This is a genomic window from Schumannella sp. 10F1B-5-1, from assembly GCF_006517535.1.
Taxonomy (GTDB): domain Bacteria; phylum Actinomycetota; class Actinomycetes; order Actinomycetales; family Microbacteriaceae; genus Schumannella.
This window is the reverse complement of sequence record NZ_VHQH01000040.1, coordinates 211,556-228,146: the sequence shown is the minus strand read 5'-3', so window position 1 is coordinate 228,146 and position 16,591 is coordinate 211,556. Positions and strand designations below refer to the sequence as shown.

Here is a 16,591-nt window from a genome sequence, read left to right as displayed (position 1 = left end):
GTCGGCAGGTCAGGCGCTGACGGCCTCGGCCGCGTCGGCGCCCGACGCGGCCGTCGACGCGCCGGCCTCGGCGAGCGCCGCGTCACGGCGGGCGACGAGCAAGTCGTGCGTCGGCGCATCCGGAACCGTCGCCGGGCGGTTCGTCGCGAACTCCTTGCGCAGCGCCGGCACGACCTCGCCGCCGAGGATGTCGAGCTGCTCGAGCACGGTCTTGAGCGGCAGGCCGGCGTGATCCATGAGGAAGAGCTGGCGCTGGTAGTCGCCGAAGTGCTCGCGCATGCCGGCGTAGCGGTCGATGACCTCCTGCGGGCTGCCGACCGTGAGGGGCGTCTGGGCGGTGAAGTCCTCGAGCGAGGGGCCGTGACCGTAGACGGGCGCGTTGTCGAAGTAGGGGCGGAACTCGTTCACCGCATCCTGCGACTTCGCCCGCATGAAGACCTGACCGCCGAGGCCGACGATCGCCTGCTCGGCCGTGCCGTGGCCGTAGTGGGCGTAGCGCTCGCGGTAGAACGCGATGAGGCGCTGGTAGTGCTCCTTGGGCCAGAAGATGTTGTTCGCGAAGAAGCCGTCGCCGTAGTAGGCGGCCTGCTCGGCGATCTCGGGGCTGCGGATCGATCCGTGCCAGACGAACGGCGGCACGTCGTCGAGCGGACGCGGCGTCGACGTGAAGCCCTGCAGCGGCGTGCGGAACTGGCCCGACCAGTCGACGACATCCTCGCGCCACAGGCGGTGCAGCAGCGCGTAGTTCTCGATCGCGAGCGGGATGCCCTGGCGGATGTCCTGGCCGAACCACGGGTACACCGGGCCGGTGTTGCCGCGCCCGAGCATGAGGTCGACGCGACCGCCGGCGACGTGCTGCAGCATCGCGAAGTCCTCGGCGATCTTCACAGGGTCGTTCGTGGTGATGAGCGTCGTGCTCGTCGTGAGCTGCAGGGTCGTCGTCTTCGCGGCGAGCCAGGCGAGCGTCGTGGTCGGCGACGACGACCAGAACGGCGGGTTGTGGTGCTCGCCGAGCGCGAAGACGTCGAGCCCGACCTCTTCGGCGTGCAGCGCGATCGTCAGGGTGTCCTGGATGCGCTGGGCCTCGCTGACGGTGGTCTTCGTCGTGGGGTCCTCGGTGATGTCGCTCACCGTGAAGATGCCGAACTGTGTGCCGGTCATGGCGTCGCCTCCTGGATGCCGATCCGATTTCTATGCGTTTGCATCGATCGTAACCGCTGGCACCGGGACGGCATTCCCGCGGGCTCGGAACCGCGTGGGACCCGGAGCCGCGGCGGGCTCAGAACCCCAGCCGCCCCAGCTGCTTCGGGTCGCGCTGCCACTCCTTCGCCACCTTCACGCGGATCGACAGGAACACCTGCTTGCCCACGAGGGGCTCGATCTGCGCTCGTGCCTTCGCGCCGATCTCCTGCAGCCGCTCGCCGCCGCGGCCGATCACGATGCCCTTCTGGCTGTCGCGCTCGACCCAGAGGTTGGCGTAGACCTCGAGCAGGTCCTTGTCGTCGCGGTCGACCAGGTCGTCGATCGTCACGGCGAGCGAGTGCGGCAGCTCGTCCTGCACGCCCTCGAGGGCGGCCTCGCGCACGAACTCCGCGATGCGGGTGTCGAGCCCCTCGTCGGTCACCGCATCCACCGGGTAGAGCCGCTCCGACTCGGGCAGCAGCTTGATCAGCTCGCTCGTCAGCAGGTCGAGCTGGATGCGGTTCTGCGCCGAGACGGGGATGATCGTCTCCCATTCGCGCAGCTCGCTGATCTGTAGCAGGCGCTCCGCCACGAGCGGACGCGGGGCGGCGTCGATCTTCGTGACGATGGCGATCTTCTTCGCCCGCGGGTGCTGGTCGAGCTGCTCGTTGATGAACCGGTCGCCCGGCCCGAGCTTCTCGTCGGCCGGCAGGCAGAAGCCGATCACGTCGACGTCACCGAGCGTGGTCTGCACGACGTCGTTGAGGCGCTGCCCGAGCAGGGTGCGCGGGCGGTGCACGCCGGGGGTGTCGACCAGGATCAGCTGGCCGTCGACGTGGTGCACCACGCCCCGGATCGCGCGGCGGGTGGTCTGCGGCTTCGACGAGGTGATCGCGACCTTCTCGCCCACGAGGGCGTTGGTCAGCGTCGACTTGCCGACGTTGGGGCGACCCACGAAGGTCGCGAACCCGGCGCGGAAGACATGGTGGCCCATCAGCTCTGCTCCTTGGCACGAGTGCCGCGCGGCGGCGTGCGCACGCCGCCGGCGGGGGTGTCGGTGCCGAACGCCTCCTCGGCGTCGGCGAGGTCGGGGTCGCGCTCGACGAGCACGGTGCGCAGGCGGCCGCGGCGGCCGTCGGTGCGCTCGGCGGTCAGCACGAGGCCCGAGAAGGTGACGGTCGAGCCGACCTCGGGCAGGCGGCCGAGCACCTTGGTCAGCAGTCCGCCGACCGAGTCGACGTCGTCGTCGTCGAGCTCGATGCCGAACAGGTCGCCGAGCTCGTCGGTGGCGAGGCCGGCGCGCACGCGCCAGCGCCCCTCCTCGAGCTCGGTCGCGTCGGCGACGTCGCGGTCGTACTCGTCGGAGATGTCGCCGACGAGCTCCTCGATCAGGTCCTCGAGCGTCACGAGCCCGGCGATGCCGCCGTACTCGTCGACGACCATCGCGAGGTGGTTCGCCTCGCGCTGCATCTCGCGCAGCGTGTCGTCGGCCTTCTTCGACTCGGGCACGAACTGCGCCGGGCGCGCGAGGTCGGTGACGGGCACGCCGTCGGCGTCGCGGCGCCCCTCGTGCAGCAGGCGGGCGACATCTCGCAGGTAGAGGATGCCGCGCACGTCGTCGACGCCGTCGCCGATGACCGGCATGCGCGAGACGCCCGTGCGCAGGAACTGGCCCATCGCCTGCCCGGCGCTGACGTCGTCGTCGACCGTGACCATATCGGTGCGCGGGATCATCACCTCGCGTACGACCGTGTCGCCCCACTCGAAGATCGAGTGGATGAGCTCGCGGTCGTCCTCCTCGAGCACCTCCGCCTCGGTGGCCTCGTCGACCATCGAGAGCAGCTGCTCCTCGCTCGAGAACGTCACCGTCGACGGGCGCCCGGGCGTCACGCGGTTGCCGAGCGCGACGAGCAGGTCGGCGACGGGTCCGAGGATCACGCGGATGCCTCGCACGAGCGGCGCGGCGAACGCGATCACGCCGCGGGCGTGGGCCCGGCCGACGCTGCGCGGGCTGGAGCCGACGAGCACGAACGAGGCGCCAGTCATGATGAGCACGCTGAGCAGCAGCACCCACCACCACTCCTCGATCACGGTGGTCAGCGCGAGCGTCACGAGCACGGCCGCGCCGGTCTCTGCGACGACCCGGAGGAAGTTGACCGCGTTGACGTGGGCGCCCGCGTCGTCGGAGATCGCCAGCAGCGACCGTCGCGAGCGGCTGCGCGAGGCGAGATCGACGAGGTCGACCCGACTCAGACTGCCGAGTGCCGCATCCGTCGCCGCGAGCAGGCCGCCGAACGCGACCAGCACGACCGCGATGCCGAGGAAGACGCCGATCATGGCGTCTACCGTCGTCGCTCGGCGACGGAGAAGCCGAGCAGGATGTCGCGCTGGATGCCGAACATCTCCTTCTCCTCGTCGGGCTCCGCGTGGTCGAAGCCGAGCAGGTGCAGCACGCCGTGGGCGGTCAGCAGGCACAGCTCATCGAGCGTGGAGTGCCCGGCGGTGACCGCCTGGGCCGCGGCGACCTGCGGGCAGAGCACGATGTCGCCGAGCAGCCCGGGCGGGGTGAGCTCGTCGTCGCTGCCGGGACGCAGCTCGTCCATCGGGAAGCTCAGCACGTCGGTCGGGCCGGGCTCGTCCATCCACTGCACGTGCAGCTGCTCCATGGCGGCCTCGTCGACCAGCTGGATCGCCAGCTCGGCGTCGGGGTGCACGCGCATGTGGTCGAGCGCGAAGGCGGCCAGGCGCTGGATCGCGGCGACATCCGCATCCATGCCCGATTCGTTGTTGATCTCGATCGACATCAGCGGCCTCTCTGCCACGGCGGGCGGCGGTCTTGCGGGGTGTGGCCGCGGCGCTCGGCGCGGTTCGCGCCGTCGCGGGCGCTGTCGCCCCGGGCGGCGTCGCGCTGGTCGCGCTCGAAGCGGCGGGCCTGCTGCTGCTCGTCGTACTCCGAGTAGGCGTCGACGATGCGGCCCACGAGGCTGTGCCGCACGACGTCGTCGCTGGTCAGCCGGGCGAAGTGGATGTCGTCGATGCCGTCGAGCACGCGCGTCACCAGACGCAGCCCGCTGGCCCCCGCGGGCAGGTCGACCTGCGTGATGTCGCCCGTGACGACCATGCGGGTGCCGAAGCCGAGACGGGTGAGGAACATCTTCATCTGCTCGGGCGTCGTGTTCTGCGCCTCGTCGAGCACCACGAACGCGTTGTTCAGCGTGCGACCGCGCATGTAGGCGAGCGGCGCGACCTCGACCGTGCCGGTCGCGAGCAGCTTCGGCACGATCTCGGGATCCATCATCTCGTTGAGCGCGTCGTAGAGCGGCCGCAGGTAGGGGTCGATCTTGTCGGTCAGAGTGCCGGGCAGGAACCCGAGCCGCTCCCCCGCCTCGATCGCCGGCCGGCTCAGGATGATGCGCTCGACCTCCTTGCGCTGCAGGGCCTGCACGGCCTTCGCCATGGCGAGGTAGGTCTTGCCGGTTCCGGCGGGGCCGATGCCGAACGTGATCGTGTTCTCGTCGATCGCATCCACATAGGCGCGCTGGCCGGCGGTCTTGGCGCGGATGACCTTGCCGCGGCTCGACAGGATGACCTGGCTGAGCATCTCGGCCGGGCTGCCCTCGCCGCGGTCGAGGATGCGCGCCGAACTGGTCACGTCGACCGGGCCGAGGTCGGCCCCGTCGCGCACCATCGTCACGAGCTCATCGACGAGCGTGCGGGCGGCGCGCACCTCGCGCGTCTCGCCCTCGAGGGTCACGTGATTGCCGCGCACGTGCACGGTCACGTCGGGGTACTGCTTCTCGATCGTGGTCAGCAGGCGATCCTGCGGGCCGAGCAGCCGCACCATGGCGACGCCGTCGACCTCGATCTCGGCGCGGTCGGCTCCGCCGATCGGGCCGGTGCTCCGTGCTGCGGAGCCGGGAGTGGTGCCGTCAGGCAAGGTGTCCTTCCTCGAGGCCGCCGCCCAGCACGTGCGCGTGCACATGGAAGACGGTCTGGCCGGCCTCGGCGCCGGTGTTGAAGACGAGTCGGAACTGGCCGCCGCAGAGCTCGTCGGCGAGCGACGAGGCGGTGGCCACAAGATGGGCGAGCAGCGCAGGGTCGCCCGCGGCGAGCTCGACGACGTCGCGATAGGCGTCGGTCTTGGGGATCACGAGCAGGTGCACGGGCGCCTGCGGCGCGATGTCGCGGATGGCGATGACCCGGTCGTCGTCGAACACGATGTCGGCCGGGATCTCGCCCGCGATGATGCGGCTGAAGATCGAGGGGGCGGTGTCGTCGGACATGCCCCCATCTTAATCGGCGGCGGGGTGCTGCCGCAGGCCTCAGGACTCGAGGTCCCAGAGCCCGCGATACCAGTGGATGCGCTCCGCATCCGGCTCGATTCCGTACGCGGCATAGAACGCGGCGTCGTGGCCGGGGCCGTAGTTCCACTCCAGGCTCATCGAGGCGACGGCGAGGTCGGCCCAGCGGTCGCCCGGCGCGAGGTCGCCGAGGTCGACGTGGGCGAGGAATCGCCCGGCGTCGTCGAGCAGCGTGTTGGGCGCGCAGGCGTCGCCGTGCACGAACACGCGGTCCTGCTCGCTCACCGGCGGTCGCGGTCCGAGCGCCGCGGGTGCGCGATTCACCCACGTCTCGGCCGTCCAGCCGGCGGGCACCGCGTCGAGCGGCAGAGCGTGCAGGCGGCGCAGCCCCGCGGCGATCGCGGCGACGGCGGCCTCGGGGCGCGCGCGGTTGCGGTCGGTGACCGCGGTCTCGCCGGCGAGGGCCGCCGTCACGAGCCAGCCGCCGTCGGCGTCAGCGCCCGAGTCGAGCACGACCGGCGAGGGATGCCGCGGCGCGAGCCAGCGCATCCGCTCCTCCTCGCGCCGCAGGGCGGAGACGAGCGGCGGCGGCGACCACTTCACGACCCGGTCGGCGACGCGGAAGGTCAGCCCGTCGAGCGAATTGCGCCAGAGGAACATCGGCTCGGCGCCGAGCTCCGCGGCCAGACGCGCGACGACGGTCGGCGCGGTGACGCGGCTCGCATCCTGCTGGTAGCTGAGATCGGGCGCCGCGGTCAGGTCACGGCCGCGCTGCTCGTGCAGGTCGTCGCTCATCGCGCACCGTCACCAGCGCCCGAGCCGGGATGCCAGCACGGCGACGGCGGCGGGTCCGGCCGTCGAGGTGCGCAGCACCTCCGGCCCGAGACGCACGCCGATCGCGCCGGCCTCGGCGAGCGCGGCGAGCTCGCGGGGCGCGATGCCGCCCTCGGGTCCGACGACGAGCGTCACACGCCCCTCCGACGGCAACTCCACCTGCGATATCGAGGCCTCGGCCTCGGGGTCGAGCACGAGCACCAGCCCCGGGGTGCGCGTCAGCTGCGCTGTCGAGACCGGCTCGGTCACCTCGGGGATGCGGGTGCGGATGCTCTGCTTCGCCGCCTCGCGCGCGATCGACTCCCAGCGGGCGCGGCCCTTGACGGCCTTCGCCGCATCCCAGCGGGTGACCGAGCGCTCGGCGGCCCACGGCAGGATCCCGGCGATGCCGAGCTCGGTCGCCGCCTGCACGGCCATCTCGTCGCGGCCGCCCTTGGCGAGCGCCTGCGCGAGCCAGAGCTGCGGCAGCGGATCGGCCTCGAGGCGCACCGCATCCACCTCGAGCACCAGCTCGCTCGGCTCGGCGCTGACGACCGGCCCGGTCACGATGACGCCGTCGCCGTTGCCGATCGACACGCGCTCGCCGACGCGCGTGCGCGCGACCTTGACGGCGTGCGCCGCCTCCTCGCCGCGGATCGCGACGCGGGCGCCGACGACGGCCGCGGCCGCCTCGAGCTCGGGGTTCAGGTAGAGCCAGGCCATCGCGGAGCCCCGCTAGAGGTTGAGGAAGCGGTCGCGCAGCTTGGCGAACAGCCCCTGCTGGAAGGTCGAGAACTCCGGCTTGATCGGAGGGCGGCTCTGCGCGAACTGCTCGAAGATCGCCTTCTCCTTCGAGTTCAGGCGCACGGGCGTGATGACCTGGACGCCGACCTTGAGGTCGCCGCGACCGCCGCCGCGCAGGTGCGTGATGCCGCGCTCCTTGACTGTGATCACCTCGGCGCTCTGCACGCCCGGCTTGATGTCGATCTCGACGTCGCCGTCGAGCGAGGCGAGCGTGACCTTCGTGCCGAGCACGGCATCCGTCATCTGCACCTCGAGGGTCGCCAGCAGGTCGTCGTTCGAGCGGCTGAACACGTCGTGGTGGCCGACCTTGACCTCGAGGTAGAGGTCGCCGTTCGGGCCGCCGGCCGGACCGGCCTCGCCCTCGCCGGGCAGGTGGATGCGCATCCCCGTGTCGACCCCGGCCGGCACGTCGACGCCGACCTTGCGCTTGGCGCGCACGCGGCCCTGACCGGCGCAGGTGACGCACGGCGAGGGGATGACGGTGCCGAAGCCTCGGCAGGTGCCGCACGGGCTCGAGGTCATGACGTTGCCGAGCAGCGAGCGCACGGAGCGCTGGATCTGCCCGGTGCCGCGGCAGATGTCGCAGGTCTGGATGCTCGTGCCGGGCGCGGCGCACGCGCCGTCGCAGGTGGAGCAGCGCACGGCCGTGTCGATCTCGAGGTCGCGCGAGGTGCCGAAGACGACCTCGTCGAGGTCGACCTCGATGCGCAGCAGCGCGTCCTGTCCGCGCTCGGTGCGCGAGCGCGGGCCGCTCTGGCGCTGCGCCGCGTTGAAGAAGGTCTCGAAGATGTCGCCGAAGCCGCCACTGAACGCGCCCGAGCCGAACGACGCCGAGTCGCCCAGGTCGTAACGCTGCCGCTGCTGCGGGTCGCTCAGCACGTCGTAGGCGTGCGTCACCGACTTGAAGCGCTCGGCGGCGTCGTCACTCGGGTTGACGTCGGGGTGCAGCTCGCGCGCGAGCCGGCGGTACGCCTTCTTGATGTCCTCGGGCGAGGCGTCGCGGGCGACGCCCAGCACCTCGTAGTGGTCGGTCGTGGCCACGCGGGTCAGTCCTCTCCCAGCAGTCGCGACAGGTAGCGCGCCACCGCGCGCACCGCCGCCATGTTGTTCGAATAGTCCATGCGCGTCGGACCGAGCAGACCCACGTGCGCGAGGCTTCCGCCCGCGCTGTAGCCGCTCGAGACGACGCTCGTCTCCTCGAGGCCGGTTCCGGCGTTCTCGCGCCCGATGCGCACCGCCACCCCCGCCTCGTCGATCTCCATCTCGCCGAACAGCTTGAGCAGGGTGACCTGCTCCTCGATCGCCTCGAGCACCGGGAAGATGCTGCCGGTGAAGTCGCCCTCCGTGCGGGCGAGGTTCGCGGTGCCGGCCATGACCAGGCGGTCCTGCCTGCTGTCGGCCAGCTGCAGCGCGATGCCGCCGGCGATGCGCTGGGCGACCGCGCGGCGGGGCTCGGGGATGCTCTCGAGCAGCCTTCCGAGAACGCCCGGGGCCTCGCTCAGGGTCACGCCGATGAGCTCGGTGTTCAGCCGGGCGCGCAGCTCGGCCAGGTACTGCTCGTCGGCGGCGGCCTGCTCGCGCGGGTCGACGATCTCGATCAGCCGCTGGTCGACGCGGCCCGAGTCGGTGATGAGCACCGACATCAGGCGGCTCGGCGCGAGCGCCACGATCTCGACGTGCCGCACGCGCGACGAGCCGAAGAGCGGGTACTGCGCCAGGGCGACCTGATTGGTCAGCTGCGACAGCATCCGCACCGTGCGCGCGAGCACGTCGTCGAGGTCGGCCGCCTGGTCGAGGAAGGCCTCGATCGCGTGCCGCTGCGCTGAGCTGAGCGGGCGGAGGTCGGCGAGCTGGTCGACGAAGACGCGGTAGCCCTTGTCGGTGGGCACCCGGCCCGACGACGTGTGCGGGGCCGCGATCAGCTCCTCGTCTTCGAGCAAGGCCATGTCGTTGCGGATCGTCGCCGCCGAGACGCCGAAGGCGTGCCGCTCGACGATCGACTTCGAGCCGACCGGCTCGCGCGATTCGACGTAGTCCTGCACGATCGCGCGCAGCACCGCGAGGGAGCGTTCCGAGACCACGGGGCACCTTCCCTTCACGACGTCCTGATCAGCGCCGCGCTGCGCCCGAGACCCCGATGCTCGCGCGGCATCCCGACTCTCGCGGGGAGGCGCGCGGCGCGGGGCCCTGGCACTCCGGCACGACGACTGCCAAGTCTAACCGCCGCCACGCCGCCCTCGCCGTTGCACCGCCGCCGAGCGAGCCACTACCGTGAGTGCGCGCCCCGGCCCTCCAGTGTCATCTCAGGGCACGGGATGCGCACGACCCCATTCGGGGAGCCGCCCCCGCGTTCCCCCTGAGAAAGGCAGACGCCGCCATGACGGACCCCAACGCCCAGCCCGGTCAGCAGCCCCCCTACGGTCAGCCGCAGCAGCCCCAGCAGCCGCAGTACGGCGCCCCGCAGCAGCCCCAGCAGCCACAGTACGGCGCGCCCCAGCAGCCCCAGCAGCCACAGCAGCCCGCCTACGGCGCCCCCCAGGGCGGCTACGGCCAGCCCCAGCCCGGCCCGCAGTACGGCGCCCCGCAGCCGGCGCCCGTGCAGCCGCTCAGCCCGGCCGAAGACAAGCAGTGGGCCTCGTTCGCCCACCTCGGCGGCATCATCGGCTTCCTGCCCTCGCTGCTGATCTGGCTCATCCTCAAGGAGCGCGGACCGCTCGTCGCCCAGGAGGGCAAGGAGGCGCTCAACTTCCAGATCACGGTCGCCTTCGGCGGCGTCGCGGTCATCATCCTCGGCATCGTCTTCGGCATCCTGTCGGCGTTCGTGCCCTTCGTCGGATTCCTGCCGGGTCTGCTCTGGCTCGCGCTCTGGGTCGCCGACCTGATCTTCTCGATCCTCGGCTTCGTCAAGGTCAACGGCGGCGGCGCGTACCGCTACCCCTTCGCGATCCGACTCATCAAGTAGTCCTCGGGCGCCCTCGGGCGCCGCACGACGCAGGGCCGGCCTCCTTCGGGACGCCGGCCCTCTGTCATGGGTGGGCAGTCCTGCCCCTCGACGCCGTGCACCGGGGATGGTTCACTGGTTTTCCATGAGCGACGGTCAGACTCCTTCCCCCGCCGACGGCACGCCCGGATCCGTTCCGCCCGCCGGCCCCACGCCTCCGCCGCCCGCCGGCGGACCGACCCCGCCGCCGCCCGGCGGCCCCACGCCCCCGCCGCCCGGCGCCTACCCGCAGCAGGGCTACGCGCAGCCGCAGCCGGGCTACGGCCCGCCCCAGGCCGCGCCGCTGAGCCCCAGCGACGAGAAGATGTGGGCGATCCTGCTTCACCTCAGCCCGATCATCATCAGCTTCATCGGACCGCTGATCGGCTATTTCGTGCTGAAGGACCGCGGGCCGTTCATCCGCCACCACGCCATCCAGGCGCTGAACTTCACGATCACGATGGCGATCGGATACGCCATCTCGGTGGTGCTGATGTTCGTGGTCATCGGGATCTTCACCTACTTCGCCGTCGCGATCGTGAGCGTCGTGTTCGCGATCATCGCGGCGGTCAAGGCCAACCAGGGCGAGTACTACAAGTACCCCTTCGCGATCCAGTTCGTGAAGGCCTGACCAACAGCATCCCCCTCCACCGGATGCGCGGCCGCCGCATCGGTCAGTCGCCGAGCAGGCGGCGCACCACCGCATCCGCGAGCAGTCGTCCCGGCCGGGTCAGCACGACCCGGCCGGCGACGGCGGCCCGGCCCTCGACCAGGCCCTCCGCGATGAGGCCGGCGACCTCGCGTCGCCCCTCGGCGTCGAGCACCTCGGTCGGCAGGCCGTCGACGACGCGCGTCTCGAGCAGCACCCGCTCGACGCGGCGGGTCTCGGCATCCAGCGTCTCGCGTGCGTGCGCGGGCGAGATGCCCTCGGCGATGCGCCCCGCGTAGGCCGCGGGGTGCTTGACGTTCCACCAGCGCACGCCGCCGACGTGGCTGTGCGCGCCCGGGCCGATTCCCCACCAGTCCTGGCTCGTCCAGTAGGCGAGGTTGTGGCGCGAGCGACGTGCGGCGCCCTTCGAGAAGTTGCTGACCTCATACCAGTCGTAGCCGGCACCGGCGAAAGCGGCATCCGCCATGTCGTAGAAGTCGGCCTGCGCGTCGTCGGAGGGCTCGGGCACCTCGCCGCGCTTGATCTGCCGCGCGAGCTTCGTGCCCTCCTCGACGATGAGCGCGTAAGCGGAGATGTGACCGGGCTCCTCGGCGAGCACGGCGTCGAGGGTGCGCCGCCACTGGTCGGCGGTCTCGCCCGGCGAGCCGTAGATGACGTCGAGGCTGACCTCGAGGCCCGCCTCCCGCGCCCAGCGCACGACCTGCGGAACGCGGGCGGGGTCGTGCGTGCGCTCGAGCGTGGCGAGCACCTCGGGCACGGCCGACTGCACGCCGAAGCTCACCCGTGTGAAGCCCGCCTCGGCGAGCGCGGCGAGGTCGCGCGCATCCACGGAGTCGGGGTTGGCCTCGGTCGTGACCTCGGCCCCCGGCGCGAGCCCCCAGGTGTCGCGGATGCCGTGCAGCATCGCCGTCAGGTCGCTCACCGGCAGCAGGGTGGGCGTGCCGCCGCCGAAGAACACCGTCGACACGGGGCGTCCGCCGACGCCGGCACGGTCGAGAACGCCGCCGGCGAAGCGGATCTCGTCGAGCGCCTGGCCGGCGTAGTCCGACTGCTTCACGCCGCGGATCTCGCTGGCCGTGTAGGTGTTGAAGTCGCAGTAGCCGCAGCGCACGCGGCAGAACGGCACGTGCACGTAGACGCCGAGATCGCGCTCGGCGGCGCCCACGGCGGCGGAGCCCGGAAGCGATCCGTCGGCCGGTGCCGGGTCGCCCTCCGGGAGGATGCTCGGCATCAGCTCGGCTCTCGGGCCGGCCGGTCGGCCGTCGCGGCCGAGGTGGCGGTCAGCGGGCTCGACAGCGAACGCAGGTAGCGCGCCGTGTAGAAGCCCTGGGTGAGGCGCAGCACCGGGTTGACGAGCCACCAGAAGAATCCGCCGGGCCGCGAGAACGCGCGGATCGTGAGCCAGACCGAGCCGTCGTCGCTGCGCTCGACCACGAAGGCCTCCTCGCCGCGCTCGGCGTGACCGGGCAGCGTGCCGTAGGCGAAGCCACGGCGGTTGGGCTCGTCGACGACGTAGACCACGCGGGCCGGGAAGCCGAACCGCAGGGGGCCGAAGGGGATGCCGAGGCTGGCGGTGTCGCCGGGGCGCAGCAGCGGTCGTCCGTCGGCCGTGTAGACGCGCTCGCCGGCGTCGTCGACCGTCGCCGGTGCGACGGGGGCTCCGGTCTCGTCGAAGCCGACGGGCGTGTACGCCATGCGGTCGAACTCGGCCGGCGTCTCGACGACCTCCAGGTGGAACCCGGAGCGCTTCTGGATGCCCCAGGTCAACGTCTCGGTCCAGGCGTGCTCCCAGCGCGCATCCCCGTGACCGACGAGCGCGCGGCGCTCGAGCGGACGATAGCCCACCGGCGGATAGTCGAGCAGGTCGTCGGCGCGGGTCGCCCCGACGGCGGCGTAGCTGACGGCGCGCTCCCAGATCGGCGCGCGTCTCGACATGCCCGCCATGCTAACCCGGGCAGGGTCGCCCGGCCGATTCGCCGGAGCGCCGCTCGACGCGCCAGGGCGCAGCAGGTCGCTGCGCGGGAGCAGCGCCGGTCGTGGAACGGCGCCCGCTCAGCCGGCGAGGTCGCCGAGCTGCGTGAGCGCGTGCCCGCCGCGCGCCGACGACTCGGCCAGCACGGTGCGGGCGCGCTCCTTGCGCGCGTCGAAGATCGTGCCCAGGTCGCGGGCGAGCTGCGGGCGTCGACGCACGAGCTTCTCCAGCTCGTCGATCGGCAGCGACAGAACGGTCACGTCGTCGAGGGCCGTCGCATCCGAGGGATTGAGCTCCTGCGTGAGCGCCCCGATGCCGACCATCTCGCCCGCGTGCAGCACGCTCAGGGGCAGACTGCCGCTCCCGTCGATCGGCAGGGACAGCGCGACCGAGCCGACGGCGATCACGCGCAGCCCGGGCGAGGTCGTGCCCGCGTGCTGCAGCTTCTCCCCGGCGCCGAAGCGCTGCAGCACGACGCGGTCGGCGAAGGCCTCCGCCTCCTCCTGGGTGAGCCGCAGGCTCGGCGCGACCGACTTGAACAGCGCGAGCCGGCGCTCGGCCGTGTTGTAGTCGTCGGTCATGTCGCCGTCGAGATGCAGACCGGCGCGGCGCGCGGCGTACCAGAGCACCGTCTGGAAGGCGGCGACGGCCGTGCCCTCCGCGCCCGGCGAGGGCAGCGGCAGGTCGACCGTGTACTTGGCGCCGCCGACCGGGTAGGCGCTCGCGCGCTCCCCCTCGGCCAGCATCGGCAGATCGTCGGCGACCGCGCGCAGCAGGGCGAGGACCTCGTGCGGGGCGTCGTCGGTCGCGAACGGCAGGGTCAGCGAGACGACGTAGGCGCCGGGCGCCTTGCTCAGGTTGTCGAACGAGGCGCCGGCGAGCGTGCCGTTCGGGATGATGTGGATGCCGTTGCCGGTGTCGATGTGCACCGCGCGCCAGTTGACCTCGACCACGCGGCCGCGCACGCCGCCCGCGTTGAGCCAGTCCCCCAGCCGGAACGGCTGCTCGAACAGCAGGAACAGGCCCGACACGACGGGCCCGATCGCGTTCTGCAGCGCGAGGCCGATGACGATCGAGCTGACGCCGAGGGCCGTGAACAGGCCGCCCACGTCCGCATCCCACACCCAGGCGAACAGCACGCCGAGCCCGACCAGGATCAGCAGCAGCCGGAAGATGTCGATGAAGATCGACGGCATCCGCTCACGCCACGTGCCGGGCCGCGCCCGCGTGAACAGGGCCACATTGATGCCGTTGAGCACGACCAGGATGAGCGCGAAGCCGAAGAAGGTGGCCGCGACGCGCGTCCAGGTCACGTCCCTCTGACCGAGCTGCACCTGGCTGATCAGGATGAGCAGGGCCGCCAGGGGCACGAGGAAGTTGCGCACCAGCCGGATGACCTTGGCCGCCTGCGGGTGCCGGCGCGCCACGATCGCGTGCAGCTCGGTCAGCACGAGCAGCACGATCGGCAGGCCGATCACGACGCTCAGCGCGGGCCAGAACCACGGCTGGCCGAGCAGGTCAACCACGACGGGCCTCCAGGTCGACCTTCCAGACCCGCTCGTCGCCGAGCTGCTCGGCCTCGACCAGCGGGATCGTGTCGGGCAGCTGGTCGGCCACGCCCTGCGTGACGTAGATGCCCGACCCCTGGGCCGCATCCTGAACCCGGTGCGCCAGGTTCACGGCATCGCCCCACATGTCGTAGACCACGCTCGAGCGGCCGATGAGCCCGCTGGTCACGGTTCCGGAGTCGACGCCGGCGCGCAGCGTGAGGTGCGCGCCGTGCTGTGCGCCGAGCCGGTCGAGCACGCCCTGCATCTCGATCGCGAACTCGACCACGCGGCGGGCGTTGTCGACGCGCGGCACGATCAGGCCGCAGCTCGCCAGGTAGCCCTCGAGCCGGGTCGTGCGCACCCGCTCGACCCCGAGGCGGGTCGCCGCGTCGTCGAAGCCGCGCACGATGTCGTTCAGCAGAGCCAGGCTCTGCGCCGAGTCCATGCCGCGGCTGAAGTCGTCGAAGCCGACGATGTCGCCGAAGATGACCGTCACGTCCTGGTGGTCCTCGGCGATGGTCTCGTCGCCCTGCCGGTAGCGCTTCGCCACGGTCTCGGGCATGACGGTGTGCAGCAGCCGGTCGTATTCGGCGCGCTCCGCATCCAGCAGCTCGGCCTTGATCTCGAGGCTGCGGCTCATGTCGTTGAACGCGACGCCGAGGTCGGCGACCTCGTCGCGCGAGCCGGTGTCGACCTGCACGCCGAGCTCGCCCGCCGAGACGCGCTGCACCGCCGTCTGCAGTCGTCGCAGCGGACGCAGGAAGATCTGCGCGAGCAGCAGCGAGAGCAGACTCACCAGCAGCGCGATGGCCGCGGTCGAGAGCACCAGGTTGCGCGTGAACTCGGCCGCGGGCGCGTACGCCTCGGCGGTCGTGATGCGCGCCACGATCACCCAGTTGAGCCCCTCGATCTGCAGCGGGGCATAGGCCGCGAGCGACTGCCCGCCGACGTAGCTGGGCGCCTCGTTCGTCCCCGTCCTGCCCCGCAGCGCCTGCGTCACCGAGTCGTTGCGCAGCGGCTGCAGCAGGATCGTGGTCTTCTCGGCGACGACCTCCTTCGCCGTGCTCGACGGCGTGCCGGCCGCGATCGCGTCGCGCTCGTACTGCTTCGGATGCTGCACGAGCTCGCGCGAGATCGACCGCATGGTGCGGTCGTCGCCGGCCAGGTACACCTCGCCGGTGCCGCCGAGCCCCTGCTTCGACCAGCCCTGATCGCCCGTCATGACGTCGTTGATCGTGTCGGCCGGGATCTGCAAAGCGAGCACGCCCGTGACGCGGCCGTCGGCGTCGCCGATCGGCGACAGCGCCCACGCCGTCGGGCTGTTCAGCGACGGCACGTAGCGCTGGAAGTCGGTGAAGCGGGTCGCGTCGACGCTGTTCGTCGCGAGCACCTCGTCGTAGGCCTTCGCCAGGTCGGAGTCGCGGTACGGACCCGTGCGCAGGTTCGTGCCCAGGTCGGCGCCGAGGTAGGCCGAGTAGACGACGTCGCCGTCGGTGTCGAGCAGCAGGGCGTCCTCGAAGCCGATGCGCTCGACCAGGCTCGAGAAGAAGCCGTTGTACTCGGCGTTCGCCGCCGACCACGCGCTGCCGTCACCGGCATCCGCGAAGGCGAGCGCGCGGTCGTAGTCGAGGGCGAGCGGCGCCGTGTACTTCGCCTGAAGGTAGACGCCGGCCGGATCGGTCGGCGCGAAGGCGGTGTCGCTGAACTGCTCGCCCGAGCTCTTCTCGAGCGCGGGCACGAAGGTGTCGGAGTAGAAGTCGCCGACCGCCGACTCGTCGGCCGCGCTCGGCGTCTGCTGCTGCAGCTCGGCGAAGCCGGCGTTGAACGCCTCCGACGCGGCCACCGCGCTCTCGTTGCCCGAGGCGAGAATCGCCGTCGTGCGGATGTTCTCCATCGTGCGGGTGATCTCGGCTGCCCGAGCCCCGCGGATGCCGACCAGCTGGTCGAGCGCGGCCTCCTTCAGCGCTCCGGTCGCGCTGATGTAGCCGATCGCGCCGACGACGGCCGTCGACACGAGGCTCGTGGCGAGCAGCATGATGAGCAGCTTCGACTGGATGCTGATCCCCCGCCGCGCCCGGCCGCGCCGCGTGCCGATGGGCAGCCCAGTCGGCGGTGATCCCGTCGCACCGAGTGCAGGCGAGGCGGGCGCTGCCGCGTTCCCGTCGCCGTCGCCGTCGGTCGAACGGTTCGTCGTGTCGCTCATGCCGCCTCCCCTGGCCGCTGCCCGGCTCGACAGGCCTCAGCGGTGGGGTCAGCGGTTGGTGAGACTGTAGCCCCGCTTCAACCCGAGGTCGAGGGTTTCTCCGAAGCTCGCCGACC

The 16,591-nt window shown here is 71.8% G+C and carries 16 protein-coding genes; 2 read left to right on the top strand and 14 right to left on the bottom strand.

All coding sequences use genetic code 11. The features are described from left to right. Window positions 1-9 precede the first annotated feature (9 nt). The 10 genes from FJ658_RS14560 to hrcA all read right to left on the bottom strand — a co-directional run bounded on the left by FJ658_RS14560 (window position 10) and on the right by hrcA (window position 9,181). The gene (locus FJ658_RS14560) at window positions 10-1,161 is read right to left on the bottom strand and encodes an LLM class flavin-dependent oxidoreductase (protein ID WP_141146107.1); all 1,152 of its coding nucleotides are present in this window, start codon (window positions 1,159-1,161) and stop codon (window positions 10-12) included. Between the two features lie 118 nt (window positions 1,162-1,279). Beyond that, window positions 1,280-2,176, bottom strand: a complete 897-nt coding sequence (era, locus tag FJ658_RS14555) for a GTPase Era (RefSeq protein ID WP_141146106.1) — start codon at window positions 2,174-2,176, stop codon at window positions 1,280-1,282. Further along, on the bottom strand, window positions 2,176-3,519 hold the full coding sequence (locus FJ658_RS14550; RefSeq protein ID WP_141146105.1) for a hemolysin family protein: 1,344 nt from the start codon (window positions 3,517-3,519) through the stop codon (window positions 2,176-2,178). The genes era and FJ658_RS14550 overlap by 1 nt, the downstream gene beginning before the upstream one ends. A gap of 5 nt (window positions 3,520-3,524) precedes the next feature. Further along, complete coding sequence (gene ybeY, locus FJ658_RS14545; RefSeq protein WP_141146104.1) at window positions 3,525-3,986, bottom strand: rRNA maturation RNase YbeY; 462 nt, start codon at window positions 3,984-3,986, stop codon at window positions 3,525-3,527. Then, window positions 3,986-5,119, bottom strand: a complete 1,134-nt coding sequence (locus tag FJ658_RS14540; protein ID WP_370454810.1) for a PhoH family protein — start codon at window positions 5,117-5,119, stop codon at window positions 3,986-3,988. The genes ybeY and FJ658_RS14540 overlap by 1 nt, the downstream gene beginning before the upstream one ends. After that, window positions 5,112-5,465, bottom strand: coding sequence for a histidine triad nucleotide-binding protein (locus FJ658_RS14535; protein WP_141146102.1), 354 nt, complete (start codon window positions 5,463-5,465; stop codon window positions 5,112-5,114). The genes FJ658_RS14540 and FJ658_RS14535 overlap by 8 nt, the downstream gene beginning before the upstream one ends. A 39-nt stretch (window positions 5,466-5,504) precedes the next feature. Further along, on the bottom strand, window positions 5,505-6,278 hold the full coding sequence (locus tag FJ658_RS14530; protein WP_219995781.1) for a phosphotransferase: 774 nt from the start codon (window positions 6,276-6,278) through the stop codon (window positions 5,505-5,507). Window positions 6,279-6,287: 9 nt separating this feature from the next. Then, window positions 6,288-7,019: a 16S rRNA (uracil(1498)-N(3))-methyltransferase gene (locus FJ658_RS14525; protein ID WP_141146101.1), complete on the bottom strand. Its 732-nt coding sequence runs from the start codon at window positions 7,017-7,019 to the stop codon at window positions 6,288-6,290. Window positions 7,020-7,031: 12 nt separating this feature from the next. Beyond that, window positions 7,032-8,141 (bottom strand): molecular chaperone DnaJ, encoded by a 1,110-nt coding sequence (gene dnaJ / locus FJ658_RS14520; protein ID WP_141146100.1) that lies wholly within the window; start codon window positions 8,139-8,141, stop codon window positions 7,032-7,034. A 5-nt stretch (window positions 8,142-8,146) separates the two neighbouring features. Beyond that, window positions 8,147-9,181, bottom strand: coding sequence for a heat-inducible transcriptional repressor HrcA (hrcA, locus tag FJ658_RS14515; protein WP_141146099.1), 1,035 nt, complete (start codon window positions 9,179-9,181; stop codon window positions 8,147-8,149). Window positions 9,182-9,477: 296 nt separating this feature from the next. Between hrcA and FJ658_RS14510 the strand changes: the two genes are divergently transcribed. After that, window positions 9,478-10,062, top strand: coding sequence for a DUF4870 domain-containing protein (locus FJ658_RS14510; RefSeq protein WP_141146098.1), 585 nt, complete (start codon window positions 9,478-9,480; stop codon window positions 10,060-10,062). Between the two features lie 124 nt (window positions 10,063-10,186). Continuing rightward, window positions 10,187-10,711 carry a DUF4870 domain-containing protein gene (locus FJ658_RS16675; protein WP_219995780.1) on the top strand — a complete coding sequence of 175 codons (525 nt, stop codon included), beginning with the start codon at window positions 10,187-10,189 and terminating at the stop codon, window positions 10,709-10,711. 43 nt (window positions 10,712-10,754) lie between these two features. Here the strand turns inward: FJ658_RS16675 and hemW are convergent, their stop codons facing one another. The 4 genes from hemW to FJ658_RS14485 form a co-directional block, all read right to left on the bottom strand. Further along, the gene (hemW, locus tag FJ658_RS14500; protein ID WP_141146097.1) at window positions 10,755-11,981 is read right to left on the bottom strand and encodes a radical SAM family heme chaperone HemW; all 1,227 of its coding nucleotides are present in this window, start codon (window positions 11,979-11,981) and stop codon (window positions 10,755-10,757) included. Then, window positions 11,981-12,685, bottom strand: a complete 705-nt coding sequence (locus tag FJ658_RS14495) for a DUF1990 family protein (protein ID WP_141146096.1) — start codon at window positions 12,683-12,685, stop codon at window positions 11,981-11,983. The genes hemW and FJ658_RS14495 overlap by 1 nt, the downstream gene beginning before the upstream one ends. A 117-nt stretch (window positions 12,686-12,802) precedes the next feature. Continuing rightward, complete coding sequence (locus FJ658_RS14490; RefSeq protein WP_181408467.1) at window positions 12,803-14,248, bottom strand: mechanosensitive ion channel domain-containing protein; 1,446 nt, start codon at window positions 14,246-14,248, stop codon at window positions 12,803-12,805. Further along, window positions 14,241-16,475: an adenylate/guanylate cyclase domain-containing protein gene (locus FJ658_RS14485; RefSeq protein WP_141146094.1), complete on the bottom strand. Its 2,235-nt coding sequence runs from the start codon at window positions 16,473-16,475 to the stop codon at window positions 14,241-14,243. Before FJ658_RS14485 ends, FJ658_RS14490 begins: the two co-directional genes overlap by 8 nt. Window positions 16,476-16,591 lie beyond the last annotated feature (116 nt).

What these genes read in the sequence shown, in the direction of transcription:
- FJ658_RS14560 (WP_141146107.1), bottom strand. Translation starts at nt 1,161, where the DNA reads ATGACCGGCACACAGTTCGGCATCTTCACGGTGAGCGACATCACCGAG.
- FJ658_RS14530 (WP_219995781.1), bottom strand. Translation starts at nt 6,278, where the DNA reads ATGAGCGACGACCTGCACGAGCAGCGCGGCCGTGACCTGACCGCGGCG.
- era (WP_141146106.1), bottom strand. Translation starts at nt 2,176, where the DNA reads ATGGGCCACCATGTCTTCCGCGCCGGGTTCGCGACCTTCGTGGGTCGC.
- FJ658_RS14495 (WP_141146096.1), bottom strand. Translation starts at nt 12,685, where the DNA reads ATGTCGAGACGCGCGCCGATCTGGGAGCGCGCCGTCAGCTACGCCGCC.
- hemW (WP_141146097.1), bottom strand. Translation starts at nt 11,981, where the DNA reads ATGCCGAGCATCCTCCCGGAGGGCGACCCGGCACCGGCCGACGGATCG.
- ybeY (WP_141146104.1), bottom strand. Translation starts at nt 3,986, where the DNA reads ATGTCGATCGAGATCAACAACGAATCGGGCATGGATGCGGATGTCGCC.
- FJ658_RS14510 (WP_141146098.1), top strand. Translation starts at nt 9,478, where the DNA reads ATGACGGACCCCAACGCCCAGCCCGGTCAGCAGCCCCCCTACGGTCAG.
- FJ658_RS14485 (WP_141146094.1), bottom strand. Translation starts at nt 16,475, where the DNA reads ATGAGCGACACGACGAACCGTTCGACCGACGGCGACGGCGACGGGAAC.
- FJ658_RS14550 (WP_141146105.1), bottom strand. Translation starts at nt 3,519, where the DNA reads ATGATCGGCGTCTTCCTCGGCATCGCGGTCGTGCTGGTCGCGTTCGGC.
- FJ658_RS16675 (WP_219995780.1), top strand. Translation starts at nt 10,187, where the DNA reads ATGAGCGACGGTCAGACTCCTTCCCCCGCCGACGGCACGCCCGGATCC.
- FJ658_RS14525 (WP_141146101.1), bottom strand. Translation starts at nt 7,019, where the DNA reads ATGGCCTGGCTCTACCTGAACCCCGAGCTCGAGGCGGCCGCGGCCGTC.
- FJ658_RS14535 (WP_141146102.1), bottom strand. Translation starts at nt 5,465, where the DNA reads ATGTCCGACGACACCGCCCCCTCGATCTTCAGCCGCATCATCGCGGGC.